Raw genomic sequence first — 16,991 nt, forward strand, 5'->3', positions numbered from 1 at the left:
AGTTATGAAGAGAGTCTATCTTTTCATTGGATTGTCATGGAGCAGTTTTGAACAATCGGGGCTGGCAGTTCATATAACGACAGGAGACAAGCGATGATCCCCCCACACAGCAGCCGACGCAGCTTTGTGCTCGGCACCCTCGGCGCAGCCACGCTCGGCACTTCCACCCGCCTGCTGGCCCAGACCTGGCCCGAACGCCCCATCACCTTCATCTGCCCCTGGCCTGCCGGCGGCACGGCCGACCAGTCCATGCGCGCGCTGTGTACCGTGGCCAGCCGCATCCTGGGCCAGGCGATTGCAGTGGAAAACCGCGCCGGAGCCTCGGGCATGATCGGCTCCAAGGCCCTGGCCTCGGCGAAGCCCGATGGCTACACCATCGGCCAGATCCCGATCTCGGTCACGCGCTTCTCCCAGCTGGGCACGCTGCAGGCCGATCCGCGCAAGGACTACACCTATATCGCGCGTACCTCGGGCCAGACCTTCGGTATCGCCGTGCCGGCCAACTCGCGCTTCAAGACCCTGCAGGACTTCGTCGCCGCCGCCAAGGCCAAGCCCGGCAGCATCACGTACGCCCACGCCGGCGTGGGCGGCGCCACGCATGTGGGCATGGAAGAATTTGCGGCCGCAGCCGGCATACAGCTCAGCCACGTGCCCTACAAGGGCGGCGCCGAGGCGCTGCAGGGCGTGCTGGGCGGCCATGTGGACGCGCTGGCCGACTCCAGCTCCTGGGCTCCGCATGTGGAAGCCGGCAAGCTGCGCCTGCTGGCCACCTGGGGCGAGCAGCGCACGCCGCGCTTCAAGGACGTGCCCACGCTCAAGGACCTGGGCTACAACGTGGTCGTCGATGCGCCCAACGGCATCGGCGCGCCCAAGGGCCTGCCGCCCGCCGTCGAAGCCAAGCTGCGCGATGCCTTCCGCCAGGCCGTGGCCAGCCCCGAGTTCAAGTCCGTGGCCGACAGGCTGGACGCCCCACTGCTCTACCTGGACGGCCCCGACTACGCCAAATATGTGAACACGGTCTACCAGAAGGAAGCCGTGCTCATCGACAAACTCAAACTGCGCGAGCTGATGCGCTGACGCGCCGCGTCCCCGCCGCATCCCCACCGCCTCAAGCCCGCCATCCCCGGACTCCAAGATGCTCTCCTCCTCTTCCCTGCTGCACCTGCACCCCAACGACAATGTGCTGGTGGCCAAGACCGCCCTGGCCCTGGGCCAGGACATTCCCGAGCTGGGAGTGCGCACGCGCGCCCAGGTGCCGGCCGGCCACAAGATCGCGGCACGCCGCATCGCCGAGGGCGAGCAGGTCAAGAAGTACGACACGGTGATCGGCGTCGCCACACGCGACCTGGAGCCTGGCGACTATGTGCACAGCCACAACCTCAAGCTGGTGGACTACTACCGCGACCCCTCGTTCGGCGCCGACGTGCGGCCCGTCCAGTATGTGCCCGAGGAGCAGCGCGCCACTTTCCAGGGATTTGTGCGAGCGGGCGGCGGCGTGGGCACGCGCAACTTCATCGGCATCCTGTCCTCGGTCAACTGCTCGGCCACCGTGATCAAGCGCATTGCAGCCCACTTCACGCCCGAGCGGCTGGCAGCTTTCCCCAATGTGGACGGCGTGGCCGCCTTTGCCCAGAGCAGCGGCTGCGGCATGTCCTCACCCAGCGAGCACTTCGATGTGCTGCGCCGCACCCTGGCCGGCTATGCGCGCCACCCCAACCTGGCGGGCGTGCTCATCGTGGGCCTGGGCTGCGAACGCAACCAGGTCGATGCATTGGTGGATTCGCAAGGCCTCAAGGAAGGCCAGTTGCTGCGCACCCTGGTGATGCAGGAAGTGGGTGGCACGCGCGCCACCATCGAAGCAGGTATTGCCGCCATCGAAGAAATGCTGCCCATCGCCAACCAGGCGCAGCGCAGCACCGTCAGCGCCGCCCATCTCAAGATCGGCCTGGAATGCGGCGGCTCGGACGGCTTCTCGGGCATCACTGCCAACCCCGGCCTGGGCGCGGCCATGGACATTCTGGTGCGCCACGGCGGCACGGCCATTCTGTCCGAGACACCCGAGATCCATGGCGTGGAGTTCATGCTCACGCGCCGCGCCATCAGTCCCGAAGTCGGCCAGAAGCTGCTGGACCGCCTGGCCTGGTGGGAACGCTACGCAGCCGGCCAGAACGCCCAGTTCAACGGCGTGGTCGGTCATGGCAACCAGGCCGGCGGCCTGGCCAACATCTTTGAGAAATCCCTGGGCAGCGCCATGAAGGGCGGCACCACGCCGCTGCGCGCCGTCTATGAATATGCCGAGCCCATCACCGAACACGGCTTCGTCTTCATGGACTCGCCGGGCTACGACCCGGTGGCCTCCACGGGCCAGATCGCCAGCGGCGCCCAGCTGATCTGCTTTACCACGGGCCGCGGCTCCATGTTCGGCAGCAAGCCCGCACCCACCATCAAGCTGGCCAGCAACACCCCCATGTACAAGCGCCTGCAGGAAGACATGGACATCAACTGCGGCGTGGTCGTCGACGGAGAGCTGACCGTGCCCGAGCTGGGCCAGCAGATCTTCGAGCAGATCCTGCACCATGCCAGCGGCGAGCCAACCAAGAGCGAAGCCCTGGGACTGGGCGACCATGAATTCGTGCCCTGGCATCTGGGCATCGTGAGCTGAGGAAAACGCATCTTCCAGAGCTTCCCGCCCATATCCAATCTTCACTTTCTGCGATTTTCACCATGAACGCCACGCCACTCAGACTGCAACGCACCGAACTGCAGCGCAGCGCCAACTTCATCGCCGGTGTCTGGATGCCTGCTGCCAACGGCGCCAGCTTTGCCGTGACCGATCCGGCCACGGGCAACACCATCACCAGCGTGCCAGATTCAGGTGCGGCCGATGCGCACGCCGCCGTGGACGCCGCCCAGGCCGCCCTGCCCGCCTGGCGCAAGCTGCCGGCCAAGCAGCGCGCTGCCATCATCAAGCGCTGGAACGATCTGGTACTGGCCCATCAGGACGATCTGGGCACGCTGATCTCGCTGGAGCAGGGCAAGCCGCTGGCCGAGGGCAAGGGCGAAGTGGCCTATGCAGCCAGCTATATCGAATGGTTCGGCGAGGCCGCCACGCGCATGAATGGCGAAGTCATCCCAGCGCCCGTGCCGGGCCGGCGCATGTTCGCCCTGCTCGAACCCGTTGGCGTGGTCGCCGCCATCACGCCCTGGAACTTCCCGGCCGCCATGATCGCGCGCAAGATCGCACCCGCGCTGGCTGCGGGCTGCACCGTGGTCTGCAAGCCGGCCGAGGACACGCCGCTGACCTCGCTGGCTCTGGTGCTGCTGGCGCACGAAGCCGGCGTGCCGGCCGGTGTGCTCAACATCGTCACGGCTTCGCGTGAGCGCACGCCCGAGGTGGTCGATCAATGGCTGGATGACAGCCGCGTGCGCAAGATCACCTTCACAGGCTCCACGCCCGTGGGCAAGCATCTGGCACGCCGCAGCGCCGACACGCTCAAAAAGCTCTCGCTGGAACTGGGCGGCAATGCGCCCTTTATCGTCTTCGAGGATGCCGATGTGGCAGCCGCCGTGGACGGCTTCATGGCCGCCAAGTTCCGCAACGGCGGCCAGACCTGCGTCTGCCCCAATCGCGTCTTTGTGCACCGCACCGTGTACGAGGCCTTTGCCCAGCAACTCAGCGCCCGCGTGGCAGCCCTGCACGTGGGCCCGGCCAGCGACCCGGCCTCGCAGATCGGCCCCATGATCAATGACCGTGCGGTCGAGAAGATCGCCCGCCATGTGGAGGACGCGGTGACCAAGGGCGCCAAGGTCCTCACCGGCGGCAAGCGCCTGACGGAACTGGGCCCCACCTACTACGCCCCCACCGTGCTCTCGGGCGCCACGGCCTCCATGGCCTGCGCCTGCGAAGAAACCTTCGGCCCGGTGGCTCCGCTGACCGTGTTCGACGACGAGGCCGAGGTCATCGCCGCCGCCAACGACACGCCGTTCGGTCTGGCCGCCTATTTCTACAGTCAGGACATACGTCGCATCTGGCGTGTCGCCGATGCCCTGGAGTCGGGCATCGTGGGCGTCAACGAAGGCGCTCTGGCCGCCGAGGCCGCGCCCTTTGGCGGTGTCAAGGAGTCAGGCTACGGCCGCGAAGGCTCGACCCACGGGCTCGACGATTACCTGCACACCAAATACGTCTGCCAAGGTGGATTGGATTGAATGCAGGACACCTCCCTGAGGCGCTGCGCGGCCAGCCCAGACCCTTGCTTGGCGTCTCTGGCTTGTGCCGCGCCAGTTACAGGCGCCACGCCTATTCACCGGCACTCAGCCCTTTCACTGAATCGAGACCCTCATGCCCGCACTGAACCCCTTCAAGACCGCCATCGCCGCACGCCAGCCCCAGGTCGGGCTATGGCTGTCCATGGCCGCCCCCTACCTGGCCGAAGCGGCCGCCACCACAGGCTATGACTGGTTGCTGATCGACGGCGAGCATGCGCCCAACGATCTGCGCAGCACGCTGGGTGCGCTGCAGGCCGTGGCGCCGCACGGCGCCCAGCCGGTGGTGCGAGTCGTGGAAGGCAGCACGGCCCTGATCAAGCAGATGCTGGACATTGGCGCCAAGACACTGCTCGTGCCCATGGTGGACACGGCAGACCAGGCCCAGGCCATCGTGGCCGCCACGCAATACCCGCCCCTGGGCGTGCGCGGCGTCGGCAGTGCCGTGGGACGTGCCTCTCAGTGGAGCAGCCGCGCCGACTATCTGAATGTGGCCGACGACGAGGTCTGCCTGCTGGTGCAGGCCGAGACCACCACGGCCCTGAAAAATCTCGAAGCCATCTGCGCCGTGGACGGCGTGCACGGCGTCTTCATAGGCCCGGCCGACCTGGCTGCCTCCATGAGCCACCGCGGCAACCCCGGCCACCCCGAGGTGCAGGCTGCCATCGAGGCAGCGATGCGGACCATTGTTGCCAGCGGCAAGGCTGCAGGTACGCTGACCTCGGACCCCGCGCTGGCACAGCGCTACCTTCAGCTCGGCTGCAGCTTTGTGGCCGTGGGCGTGGATGTGCTGATGTTCGTGAATGCCGCGCGCAAGCTACGTACCCAGTTTGCCGGCTCCACGGTGGCGGCCCCGGCACTGCCAGGAGCCGCCTACTGAAGCCTTGAAGCACCGTGCAGAAGTTGCAACCATGCCCGCATATCCTGATGGAAATGTCGCAGAGCCGCCCAAACCTCGGTCGCATCACAATGCGCGTGGCCTCTCAGCCACATCTGCACATCAAGTCATCGCTGCTGGAGCGCTCTGTGCCGAACCTCTGCACCGCAAGTTCATGCGGCGACGGCGCCTGGCGCGGTCGGCGGGTTGGCGGCCAGCCAATGCTCAAACTCCTTCGGTGCCAGCGGCCGGGCGAACAGAAAGCCTTGCGCCACCGGGTAGCCCTGCTCGCACAGCATCACGCTCTGCGTTGGCGTCTCCACTCCTTCCGCCACCACGGTCAGGTGCAGACTCTTGCCAATGCCCAAAATAGCACTGCTCAACGCCCGAGCCGCCTCGTCATGTTCAAGATCGGCCACGAAGCTGCGATCCAGCTTGAGTTCGCTGACCGGCAGGCGGCGCAGATAGCTGAGGCTGGAGTAGCCGGTGCCGAAATCATCCATGGACAGGCGCACGCCATGCGCATGCACCTCGTCTATGGTCTTCATGGTGCTGGGGTTGGTGTCCAGCAAAATGCTTTCCGTCAGCTCCAGGGTCAGGTCCTGCGGCACCAGATCGTTTCGGTCCAGCGTGTCGGCGATCATCCGAGGCAAATCCAGATTGTGAAAGCTCGATGGCGACAGATTGACCGATACCGCGGGAACTTCCATCCCCCTGGCCCGCCACTGCGACAACTGGCGACAGGCTTCTTCCAGTGCCCAGCTTCCCAGATCGGCGATCAGCCCGCACTCTTCTGCCAGCGGGATAAAGCGGGCAGGCGAAATCTCGCCCAGCTCGGCATGGGTCCAGCGCGCCAGGGCCTCCACGCCATACAGACGGCCGGTGGCCATTTCGATCTGAGGCTGATAGTGCAGACGCAGGCCGCCGCTTTTGAGCGCCTTGCGCAGTGCAGTCTCCAATGCCAGGCGCTCCTGGGCCAAGCGGTTCATTTCGCTGCTGAAGAAACAGAAACGGCCGCGCCCCTTGCTCTTGGCCTGGTACATGGCCATGTCGGCACGATGCACCAGGGTCTCCATATCCCTGCCGTCCATGGGAAACATTGCAATGCCCACGCTGGCGGATATGGTCAGCGAGGTGTCGGCAATATTCAGAGGCTCTGACAGCAACTCCTGCAGGCGTTCGATGGTATTGGCCACATGCTCCGCATCGCATTGCGGCAGCACGGCAACAAACTCGTCACCCGACAAACGCCCGGCAATATCGGAACTGCGCAGCACGCGCTGTAATCGCGTCGCGACATTGCGCAGCAATTCATCCCCGACAGGATGACCCAGAGAGTCATTGACCTGCTTGAACCGGTCCAGATCGATGAACAGCACCGCCAACTGCTCGTCATTGCCGGCAGCCGACGCAATCGCCTGATCGGCCTTGGCCTGCAGCAGACTTCGATTGGGCAATCCGGTCAGGCCGTCGTAGAAAGCCAGCTGACGAATGCGCGCGCGCGACAGCTCACGCTCCAGCGCCAGGGCGCACAGATGAATGCAGGCATCCACCAGTTGCTGGTGAAAAGCCGAGGCATCCCCGGTCAGCTGCTCCCGGTAATAGAACGCGAAAGTACCGATCGGCTTGCCGCCACTGTTGCAGATGGGAGTGGACCAGCAGGCTTTGAACCCCAGCGGCAGGATCAGGTGCTTGAAATCCGCCCACAGCGGGTCTTTTGCAATATCGTCCACCAGCACCGGCGCGTTGCGCCAGGCTGCTGTGCCGCACGAACCCACGTTAGGACCTATGGCCAGCCCCTCGATCAGCGCCGAATAGGACTGGGGCAGGCTTGGCCCGGCCAGCGGGTGAAGCAGCCCCTGGGCATCCACCTCGAGAATCGATGCCGTCACCTCCGGAGCAATCCTCTCGACCTCCAGGCACACCATCTCCAGCACCTCCACCAGCGGCCGCTCGCGTGCCATGGCTTCCAGCACGCGGTGCTGCAAGGCCTCATGCATCTTGGAACGCGTGATATCGGTCAGCATCGACACCGTGTATTGCCAGTGCCCGTCCGCGTCGAGGATGGGGTTGCTGATGACCTTGGCCCAGTAGCGCTGACCGTTCTTGCCGACCACTATTTCCTCGCGCCCCACGGGCTGGCCGGCGCGCAGCTCCGAACGGTACAGATCCACCGAAGCCTCGGACACCTGGGGAGCCAGCAGGGCAATCGGCATGCGTCCCGCGACCTCCTCGGAGTGCCAGCCGAACATGCGCGTAAAGCCGCCGTTGACATGCACGATGCGTGAGCTTCCATCACTGATGACCACTGCCGTATCGGAGGCATCGGCCACCAGGGACAAGCGACGCAGGTGCTCCTGCTGCGCCTGCTCCCGGGCGCGCCGCTGCGTGACGTCGGTAGCGATCTTCAGAATATGCATCACCCGGCCCTGGGCATCCATCACCGGTGAATAGGTAGCCTCCAGCCAGCAACTGCTGCCATCGCTGCGTAGTCGCTCCACCACTCCGGAGTAGGCATTGCCTGCACACAGATGCGTCCAGATTTCCCGATACCTGGCACTGTCGGCCAGACGCGCAGAGCAAAAACTGCGATGTGGGCGACCCAGAGACTGCTCACGCGTAAAGCCCATGAGCTGCAGATAGTTGTCATTGGCACGGTGCAACGCCCCATCCAGGCCAAATTCAGCCATGGCCATTACCCTGTCCAAGGCCTGCAGCTGGGCCAGCTGCAGCTCAGGAGGCATCGCGCCAATATCTCCCTCTCGCATCATTATTCCTTTGCATATTCGCATCCCAGGCCGGCTCGAATCCGGAATGGAAAAGTCATGCTTTTATCTGGATGCCGGCAATAATAATGACGAAAACGAGATTCAATATTCGTGATTCAGGCCGAGTGTTCAAAAAAACTTCGATCGACAACCGCTATTGACTTGCGAGCCTGTGCTGCGCTGGCAAAGTGCTCTGCCGGGCAGTCACAGGCTGCTGCGGCAGAGCAGCGGTGTGCCCTGCTATCAGCCAGCCGGTGTCTCAGCGCCGCCATTTGCCGCCAAACTGGTTGACCACCATGCCCAGCAGAACGCCCAGCGTACCCAGCCATTGCAGGCCATTGGGGGCTTCTCCCAGCAGCAGCATGGCCGACAGCAGACCGATCACCGGCACCAGCAGCGACAAAGGTGCCACGGTGCTGGCCGCATAGCGCTGCAGCAACCGCGTCCACAGACCATAGCCCAGCAAGGTGGACAGAAAAGCCAGATAGGCGATCACCCCAAGCTCGCTCCAGCCTATGGACTGCAGCTGCGAAGCCACCGAATCCGCGCCATCCACCCACAGGGACAGCAACAGCAGCGGCAGCATGGGGAAGACGCTGGTCCAGACGATGAAGGACACCGGCTCATACGAGCCTTGCTTGGCCGCCATCCGCGTCAGCAGGTTCGAGCCGGCCCACATGGCAGCGGCGCCCACGGTCAGCACAAAACCGATCAGCGTCATATCCGATGCCCCCTCACCATGGGCTGCACCGATCAGCAGCAGTCCGGCAAGAGCGATGAGCAGACCCAGCCATTGCCAGCGCTGCGGTTTCTCGTGCAAGAACGCAGCCGCCAGCAGCATGGTGATGAAGGCCTGGGTCTGCAGCACCACGGATGCCATGCCGGCAGGCATGCCCAGCTTCATGCCGGTGAACAGCAGGCCGAACTGCCCGACCCCTTGCACCAGACCGTAGGCGGCCAGCAGACCCCAGGAAAGATTTTTGGGCGGACGCACGAACAGCAGAAATGGCAGCGATGCCGCGGCAAAGCGCAGCGCGCACAGCAGCAGGGGCGAGAGCTTGGCCAGCCCCCACTTCATGACCACGAAATTAAGACCCCAGACCACGATGACGATGATGGCGCTGAGCCAGTCCGGACGGCTCATGCCGGAGGTGGGTGAGGATGCAGAACTCATGACACTGACAACTGATATTGGATTTTCTAGATCAAGCCCCCTAGTATGACTTGCCATCAGTCATGGCTGGCTGCGAAAGCGGTCAAATCGAACACCGGGACTGCAAACGGTCTTACTTGAGCAGATACCGGTCCATTTTGATCGGCAGCATGAGCAAGGCCTTGAATACATACAGGACGATCAAAGTGCCGCTGAAGTCGCCCAGAATCATCACCAGAAGCTGGTCCATCTGAAAACCATCCCCTATGACGACGGACCAGGCCTGGTGCAGCAAGGCATTGCTCAGTCCGTAGATCACACTGAGCCACAGCAGGCGACGCGGCGTGAGATCACTGAGAGATCGCCCGAGCCCCATCCATTTGCGAGCTGCGCAATAGGTGCCATAAGGGGCAAGCGTGGCCATGATGCCGCCCGCAAATGCCCGCAGCCAGTCATCCGGGAAAAAGTAGAAGTTGCAGACCAGCCATGACACGGCAAAAAGCCCGACCACGCCCGCCTCCGCAAAAAGCAGGGTACAAAGCAGACGAGCGCCTGCAGGCAGGTAAATCCAGTTGACGCCCCTGACAAATTCCAGTTCGGAGAAAATCCACTGATTAAGAGCCAGCATCGCCAGGAACAGCAAAGCCGTGATAACCGCCACCGAAAATTGCGTCCAAATGTTCTTCATGCGCTGCCGCCGAGCTTGTTCACTGTCTGCACAGTATTATGAGTGCCGTTTATTCGCTCTTCGTTAGCGGCGCGTCGCCTGTTTTTGCCTTCTCATGCCAAAGTCCCTGTCTGCCGATATCTATTTACGCTTTCTGCACCTGGCAGCGACCATCCGCAACCTGCCAGTGCTGCCCGCACTGGATCCACTGGAGGAACGCCTGCTGGAGCAAATCGCCAATGCCGGCACGCGCCAGGAGCGTCTTTGCGTCCGGGATCTGATGGCCCAGCGTGAACTGGGGTCTCCGGCCACGATTCACACCCGTCTGAAATCCATGCGCCAGAAAGGCTGGATCCTGCTGGCCGATACCGAGGATGCCAGACGCAAGCAGATCGAGCTCAGTGCCGATGCCCACAAGCATTTCGAGAAACTCTCGCACTGCATAGTTCAGGCCGCAGCCGAGAGCTGATGCAGAAATGAAAAAAAGCAGCCACCGGGCTGCTTTTTTTCATGGAGCGACCGACAGCGATCAGCTGCCAGCCACCTTCATGCGATTGATCAGCATGGAGCCCACGGTCTTGGCACCATAGTTATAGGCATCGGCTCCGATGGCCTCTATGCCCTTGAACATGGTCTTGAGGTTGCCCGCGATCGTGATTTCGTCCACGGGGAAAGCGATCTCGCCGTTCTCCACCCAGAAGCCGCTGGCGCCGCGCGAATAGTCGCCGGTCACATAGTTCACGCCCTGGCCCATCAGCTCGACCACGAACAGGCCCGTACCCAGCTTCTTGAGCATGGCATCCAGATCATCGCCCGCCTTGGTGCGGCGCGAAGTCATGACCAGATTGTGCGAGCCGCCGGCATTGCCCGTGGTCTTCATGCCCAGCTTGCGCGCCGAGTAGCTGGACAGGAAATAGCCTTCCACGCGACCGGCATCGACCACCTTGCGAGCCTGCACGCGCACGCCCTCTTCGTCAAAGGGCGAGCTGCCCTTGCCGCCCAGGACAAAGGGGTCTTCCTCGACATCGATGTGCTTGGGGAAGATGGGCTTGCCCATGGAGTCGAGCAAGAACGTGCTCTTGCGATAGAGCGCGCTGCCGCTGACGGCCTGCACAAAGCTGCCCAGCAGGCCGGCGGCCAGCGGAGACTCGAACAGCACCGGGCATTCGGTGGTCGGGATCTTGCGGCTGCCCAGACGGCTCAGTGTGCGCTCTGCGGCGTAGCGGCCCACGGCCTCTGGCGAGGCCAGATCGGCAGCATTGCGCATGGAGCTGTACCAGTAGTCGCGCTGCATCTCGCCATTCTTGCCGGGCAGCTTGGCGATGGGCGCCACCGACATGCTGTGGCGCGAGCTGGCGTAGCCGCCACGAAAACCGTTGGTATGGGCCGTGAAGAAATGGCTTTGCTGGGCCGAGACGCCCGCACCTTCGCTGTTGCTCACGCGGCGGTGGGTCTTGAAGGCGGCCTCCTCGCAGCGCAGCGCCATCTCCGCAGCGGCTTCGCTGGTGATATCCCATGGATGGAACAGATCCAGATCGCGGTGCGTGCCGGGCAGCGCGATATCTGCGCTGTCTGGCAGGCGGGCAAACGGGTCTTCTGCGGTGAAGCGGGCGATGTCATAGGCAGCCTGCACGGTCTGCTTGATGGCGGCTTCGGAGAAGTCCGAGGTGCTGGCATTGCCCCGGCGCTGGCCCAGATAGACGGTCACGCCCAGCGACTTGTCGCGGTTGCGCTCCACGGTCTCCAGCTGGCCCTTGCGCACGCTGACCGACAGGCCGCAGCCTTCGGAAGCCTCGGCGCCGGCGTCCGTCGCACCCAGCTTTTTGGCATGCTGCAAAGCCTGGTCCACCAGCCCCTCGAAAAAGGCTTGGCTGAAGCTGAAACCGGCTTGCGGTGCGGATTGGGCCTGTGCACTGGAAGTGCTTGTATTGCTGGAGCGAGGTTTTTTCATAGCGGCGGATATGATAGCCGCCACTGCGGCGCCCTCTGCGCTGCCACCGATATTGCCCCCTTACCATGTCACGCAAACCCACCAAAGGCTATTTTGTTCGCGGAAAGTTCGTTGCCGAAGGCAGCGAGCTGGACCTTGAGCTGAAGGCCGAACTCAAAGGCACTTACGACTCCACCAAGACCGACCTCAAGCGCGAAAGTGATGCGCTGCAGGATCTGGGCAAGGAGCTGATGACGCTGCGCAGCGACCTCTTCAAGCGCCTGCAGTTGTCCGACCAGTTGATCGACGCGCTGGCCGAAGCCAAGCGCATCACCAACTTCGAAGGCAAGCGCCGCCAGATGCAATATGTCGGCAAGCTCATGCGCAAGCTGACGCCGGAACAGGTCGCGGCCGTCAAGCAGGCACTGGACGAGCAGCGCAATGGCTCGGCCAGCGAAAAAATGTCGCTGCAGGTGGCCGAGCAATGGCGCGACCGCCTGATCGTCGAGGAAGCGGCACTGTCCATCTGGCTGGAGCATTTCCCCGGCACCGATGTGCAGCAACTGCGCTCGCTGATCCGCCAGTCGCGCAAGGACATCGACAAGGCCAAGGAGCAAGCCGCCGCAGCGGCCGCTGCCGCCGGCCCCGATGCCGAGCCCAAGGAAGTCAGCAAGGGCCGCGCCTACCGCGACCTGTTCCAGCTGGTGCGTGAGCAACTGGCCAGCGCCGGCAAGGCCGGTGCGAGCGCCGAGGATGACGGCGATGAGTGATGCGCCCGTATATCTTCACGATGCCGTGAAGATCGGCATTGTCTCCATCAGCGACCGCGCCAGCAGCGGCGTCTATGAAGACAAGGGCCTGCCCGCGCTCCAGGAATGGCTGAGCCGCGCGCTCAAGAACCCCATCCAGTTCGAGCCGCGCCTGATTCCCGACGAGCAGGCCGGCATCAGCGCGACGCTGATCGAGCTGGTCGATGCAGGCTGCAGCCTGGTGCTGACCACCGGCGGCACCGGCCCCGCGCTGCGCGATGTGACGCCCGAGGCCACCCTGGCCGTGGCCCACAAGGAAATGCCGGGCTTTGGCGAGCAGATGCGCCAGATCAGCCTGGCTTTTGTGCCCACGGCCTTACTCTCGCGCCAGGTGGCGGTGATACGCGGCAGCAGCCTGATCATCAATCTGCCGGGCCAGCCCAAGGCGATTGCCGAGACGCTGGAAGGCCTCAAGGACGCCGACGGCAAATCCAAGGTCAATGGCATTTTTGCCGCCGTGCCCTATTGCATCGACCTGATCGGCGGCCCCTATCTCGAAACCCATGACGAGATCTGCAAGGCCTTTCGCCCCAAGACCGCGATTCGCGCACCGCGCACTGCATAGCCTGCAGCACCAGGTGCAATCCCTGCCAAAACGTCCACCAAAGCAGCCTCCGGGCTGCTTTTTTCATGGCGCTCACGTGGCATGGCTGCTGCGGGTATCTCGCTGCAATCGCTATCAGAATAAAAGCACTTTGCGCCTTTCATTCATGGACTTCAGCAATAAATCAATATGAAATCCATGGACAACAAGCGCTAGCAGCTATCAAAGCTGGTGTATCCCTTGGGATTTCCCGCAAGTGCTTGCCCCGATGCCAGACGCAATCGCCGCCCCTAGCATGTTTGCTGCGATGCAGCGACAGCGGCCACCCGCCGCCCGGACGCTGCACGCTCTCTCCACATTTCTCATAATTTTCAGGAGACTCCATGCATCGCTTGTCCCAGTCTGCGCCCTCTGCCTGCCTGCTGGCTCTCGCCCTGACGGCGGCCTTCGCGGCCCCCGTCATGGCACAGGAAAAAGTCAAGATCGGCTTCATCACCGACATGTCCAGCCTCTATGCCGATGTGGAAGGCAAGAACGGTGCCGTTGCCATACAGATGGCAATTGACGACTTTGGCGGCAAGGTACTGGGCAAGCCCATCGAGCTGCTGACGGCCGACCACCAGAACAAGGCCGATATCGCGGCCAGCAAGGCCCGCGAATGGATAGACACGCAAGGCATCAGCCTGGTGTTCGGCGGCACCAACTCCGCCACCGCCCTGGCCATGGCCAAGGTCGCGCAGGAGAAAAAGCGGGTCTTTATCGACAATGGCGCGGGTAGCTCGGCACTGACCAACGAGCAATGCAGCCCCTATACCGTGCACTACGCCTTCGATACCGTGGCCCTGGCCAAGGGCACGGGCGGAGCCGTGGTGGACACCGGCGGCAAGAACTGGTTCTTTGTGACGGCCGACTATGCCTTCGGCCATGCACTGGAAGCCGACACCAGCAAGATCATCGAAGCGCGTGGCGGCAAGGTGCTGGGCTCGGTCAAGACGCCGCTCAACGCCAGCGACTTCTCCAGCTTCATGCTGCAGGCCCAGAACAGCAAGGCGCAGATCCTGGGCCTTGCCAATGCCGGCGGAGACACCATCAACTCCATCAAGGCGGCCAAGGAATTCGGCGTCACCAAGAACATGAAGCTGGCCGGCCTGCTGGTTTTCTTCAGCGACATCCACAGCCTGGGCCTGAAGAACACCGAAGGCATGCAGTTCACCGCCCCCTGGTACTGGGACATGAACGATGGCTCGCGCAAGTTTGCCGACGCCTTCATGGCCAAGACCCAGCGCCGCCCCAGCGAGATCCAGGCTGCCGACTACTCGGCCACCATGAACTACCTCAAGGCCGTGGAAAAAGCCGGCACGCTCGATGCCGACAAGGTCATGGCCACCTTGAAAAGCACCAAGATCGACGACTTCTTCGGCCAGGGCTACATCCGCGAAGACGGCCGCTATGTGCACGATATGTACCTGATGCAGGTCAAGTCGCCGGCCGAATCCAAGGGCACCTGGGACTATTACAAGATCATCAAGAAGCTGCCTGCCGAGCAGATCTGGACCACCAAGGCGGAAAGCAAATGCCAGTACTGGCGGTGACTTGAACCCGCGAGGCATACGCCCCGCATCGGAACAACGGACAGCAAGCCGCGGCAGCTGTCCGTTTTTTCATGGCAGCAGTTCCAGCAGCTCCAGGCTTCAACCCGTAACAAACTTACATCGCGATATTTGCGCCTTATCGAGATGGACCTGACGGGCGGCGTCCCCAGCGACCCTTTCCAAGCCGAACGCCGCAGACTCTGCTCCATTACGGAACAAAAAGGCAGGCCCTCGTGCCTGCCTTTTTTCATGGCGACGGGCGAAAGCGCCTGATGCACAAGCGCCGCAGCCCGGCTTCAGCTCAGGTCAACGTGCCGTGGTGTCGGTCGATGCATTGACGATGGGAATGTAGAAATCGCCGCCCGCCTGATTGAACTCCGCCGCCTTGGCCTGCATGCCCACGGCAATGCTGTTCTCGGCGCTCACGCCTTGCTGCTTGGCAAAGTCGCGCACTTCCTGGGTGATCTTCATGGAGCAGAACTTGGGTCCGCACATGGAGCAGAAATGGGCCACCTTGGCGCTGTCCTTGGGCAGGGTTTCGTCGTGGTAGGCCTGGGCCGTGTCGGGATCCAGTCCCAGGTTGAACTGGTCCTGCCAGCGGAAATCGAAGCGCGCCTGGGAGAGGGCATCGTCACGCGAACGCGCGCCCGGATGGCCCTTGGCGACATCGGCGGCATGGGCCGCAATTTTGTAGGCGATGATGCCCTGCTTGACGTCGTCGCGGTCGGGCAGACCCAGATGCTCCTTGGGCGTGACATAGCACAGCATGGCCGTGCCGAACCAGCCGATCATGGCCGCGCCGATGGCCGAAGCGATATGGTCGTAGCCGGGGGCGATGTCTATGGTCAGCGGGCCCAGGGTGTAGAACGGAGCCTCGTGGCAATGCTTGAGCTGCTCGGTCATGTTCTGCTGGATCATGTGCATGGGCACATGGCCGGGGCCTTCGATCATGGTCTGCACATCGTGCTTCCAGGCGATCTGCGTCAGCTCGCCCAGCGTGGCCAGTTCGGCAAACTGGGCATCGTCGTTGGCATCGCTGGCGCAGCCGGGACGCAGGCCATCGCCCAGCGAGAAGCTCACGTCATACTGCTTCATGATGTCGCAGATATCCTCGAAATGCTCGTAGAGGAAGCTCTCGCGGTGATGAGCCATGCACCACTTGGCCATGATGGAGCCGCCGCGCGAGACGATGCCGGTGCGGCGCTGGGCCGTGAGGTGGATGTAGGCCAGGCGCACGCCGGCGTGGATGGTGAAGTAGTCCACGCCCTGCTCGGCCTGCTCGACCAGGGTGTCACGGAAGATCTCCCAGGTCAGATCCTCGGCAATGCCGCCGACCTTTTCCAGCGCCTGGTAGATGGGCACGGTGCCGATGGGCACGGGCGAGTTGCGCACAATCCAGTCGCGCGTGGTGTGGATGTTCCTGCCGGTGGACAGGTCCATGACATTGTCCGCCCCCCAGCGAATGGCCCAGACCAGCTTTTCCACCTCTTCCTCGATGCTGGAAGTCACGGCCGAGTTGCCGATGTTGGCGTTGATCTTGACCTTGAAATTGCGGCCGATGGCCATGGGCTCGATTTCAGGGTGGTTGATATTGGCCGGAATGATGGCGCGGCCGCGCGCCACTTCGTCGCGCACGAATTCGGGTGTGATGATCTTCGGGATCGCTGCGCCCAGGCTGTTGCCGGCCAGGCGCAGCTCGCGCGCCGCGTCCTGCTGGTACTGCGCCATCCATTCACGGCGACCGTTTTCACGCAGGGCCACATACTCCATCTCGGGCGTGATGATGCCGCGCTTGGCATAGTGCATCTGGGTCACGTTCTGGCCAGATTTGGCACGGCGCGGCTGGCGCTGCAGCGCGGCCGCCTCGGCGCGCAACTGGTCCACGCGTGCATCTTCCTCGCCGCGCTTGCCGCCGTCGTCCAGCGCCACACGCAGGCGACCCACGTAGTATTCGCTGTCGCCGCGCGCTTCGATCCAGGCACCTCGCACGCTGGGCAAGCCCTGGCGCACGTCGATCTGTACGGCGGGGTCGGTATAGGGACCCGAGGTGTCGTAGACGCTGACCTGCTCTCCATTGGTGAGCGCAATATCGCGGACCGGCACACGCAGCTGCGGATGCAGCGCGCCACTCAGATAGCTCTTGGTCGATGCGGGAAACGGCTGGCGCGACTGTGCCAGCAGCTCGGCAAAACGGGCGGCATCGGGGGCATGACCTGCAGCAGGCGTAAAAATGGAATCAGGGGCGTTCATCGCAGTCTCCTCAAAGCGGTTGAAGTGCATCAAACGCTCCGTGGAGTGCGGCCCTGCTCTGATCTTGCCCTGCACGGGCCCGGCCCGCTATGGGGTATCCGGCCTGTGCCGCCGAAATTCTGCAATTTCGGCCTGGTT

Annotated in this window: 13 protein-coding genes; 8 read left to right on the forward strand and 5 right to left on the reverse strand. The window is 63.3% G+C overall.

Annotated elements, in window-relative coordinates:
- The first annotated feature begins 93 nt into the window (after positions 1-93).
- From AAIL66_RS08455 to AAIL66_RS08470, 4 genes are all read left to right on the forward strand, one after another.
- Positions 94-1,077: a tripartite tricarboxylate transporter substrate binding protein gene (locus tag AAIL66_RS08455; protein WP_343496456.1), complete on the forward strand. Its 984-nt coding sequence runs from the start codon at positions 94-96 to the stop codon at positions 1,075-1,077.
- 58 nt (positions 1,078-1,135) lie between these two features.
- Entirely contained in the window at positions 1,136-2,662 is a 1,527-nt protein-coding gene (locus AAIL66_RS08460; protein ID WP_343496457.1) for an altronate dehydratase family protein, read from the forward strand.
- 62 nt (positions 2,663-2,724) lie between these two features.
- Positions 2,725-4,206, forward strand: coding sequence for an NAD-dependent succinate-semialdehyde dehydrogenase (locus AAIL66_RS08465; protein ID WP_343496458.1), 1,482 nt, complete (start codon positions 2,725-2,727; stop codon positions 4,204-4,206).
- Positions 4,207-4,339: 133 nt separating this feature from the next.
- Positions 4,340-5,143 carry an HpcH/HpaI aldolase/citrate lyase family protein gene (locus AAIL66_RS08470; RefSeq protein WP_343496459.1) on the forward strand — a complete coding sequence of 268 codons (804 nt, stop codon included), beginning with the start codon at positions 4,340-4,342 and terminating at the stop codon, positions 5,141-5,143.
- Positions 5,144-5,313: 170 nt separating this feature from the next.
- On the opposite strand, the gene AAIL66_RS08475 is transcribed toward AAIL66_RS08470, so the two are convergent.
- The 3 genes from AAIL66_RS08475 to AAIL66_RS08485 all read right to left on the reverse strand — a co-directional run bounded on the left by AAIL66_RS08475 (position 5,314) and on the right by AAIL66_RS08485 (position 9,749).
- The gene (locus AAIL66_RS08475; RefSeq protein WP_045839968.1) at positions 5,314-7,908 is read right to left on the reverse strand and encodes an EAL domain-containing protein; all 2,595 of its coding nucleotides are present in this window, start codon (positions 7,906-7,908) and stop codon (positions 5,314-5,316) included.
- Between the two features lie 259 nt (positions 7,909-8,167).
- Positions 8,168-9,082, reverse strand: a complete 915-nt coding sequence (locus AAIL66_RS08480) for an EamA family transporter (protein WP_034352742.1) — start codon at positions 9,080-9,082, stop codon at positions 8,168-8,170.
- 112 nt (positions 9,083-9,194) lie between these two features.
- A complete protein-coding gene (locus AAIL66_RS08485; RefSeq protein ID WP_034389464.1) occupies positions 9,195-9,749 on the reverse strand; it encodes a hypothetical protein in 555 nt (184 codons plus the stop codon).
- A 94-nt stretch (positions 9,750-9,843) separates the two neighbouring features.
- On the opposite strand from AAIL66_RS08485, the gene AAIL66_RS08490 reads away from it, so the two are divergent.
- The gene (locus AAIL66_RS08490) at positions 9,844-10,197 is read left to right on the forward strand and encodes a hypothetical protein (protein ID WP_003069365.1); all 354 of its coding nucleotides are present in this window, start codon (positions 9,844-9,846) and stop codon (positions 10,195-10,197) included.
- Positions 10,198-10,257: 60 nt separating this feature from the next.
- Here AAIL66_RS08490 and pmbA read toward each other — a convergent pair whose 3' ends face one another.
- The gene (gene pmbA, locus AAIL66_RS08495; protein ID WP_012839320.1) at positions 10,258-11,679 is read right to left on the reverse strand and encodes a metalloprotease PmbA; all 1,422 of its coding nucleotides are present in this window, start codon (positions 11,677-11,679) and stop codon (positions 10,258-10,260) included.
- 65 nt (positions 11,680-11,744) lie between these two features.
- Here pmbA and yjgA point away from each other — a divergent pair, with 65 nt between their 5' ends.
- The 3 genes from yjgA (at position 11,745) to AAIL66_RS08510 (ending at position 14,603) form a co-directional block, all read left to right on the forward strand.
- A complete protein-coding gene (gene yjgA / locus AAIL66_RS08500) occupies positions 11,745-12,428 on the forward strand; it encodes a ribosome biogenesis factor YjgA (protein ID WP_034409367.1) in 684 nt (227 codons plus the stop codon).
- A complete protein-coding gene (gene mog, locus AAIL66_RS08505) occupies positions 12,421-13,032 on the forward strand; it encodes a molybdopterin adenylyltransferase (protein ID WP_343496460.1) in 612 nt (203 codons plus the stop codon). The genes yjgA and mog overlap by 8 nt, the downstream gene beginning before the upstream one ends.
- A 362-nt stretch (positions 13,033-13,394) precedes the next feature.
- Positions 13,395-14,603, forward strand: a complete 1,209-nt coding sequence (locus tag AAIL66_RS08510; RefSeq protein WP_034389468.1) for an ABC transporter substrate-binding protein — start codon at positions 13,395-13,397, stop codon at positions 14,601-14,603.
- Between the two features lie 306 nt (positions 14,604-14,909).
- On the opposite strand, the gene thiC is transcribed toward AAIL66_RS08510, so the two are convergent.
- A complete protein-coding gene (gene thiC, locus AAIL66_RS08515) occupies positions 14,910-16,853 on the reverse strand; it encodes a phosphomethylpyrimidine synthase ThiC (RefSeq protein ID WP_034389497.1) in 1,944 nt (647 codons plus the stop codon).
- Positions 16,854-16,991: the final 138 nt, after the last annotated feature.

The sequence above is a fragment of the Comamonas sp. F1-6 genome, assembly GCF_039581415.1.
Taxonomy (GTDB): domain Bacteria; phylum Pseudomonadota; class Gammaproteobacteria; order Burkholderiales; family Burkholderiaceae_C; genus Comamonas; species Comamonas thiooxydans.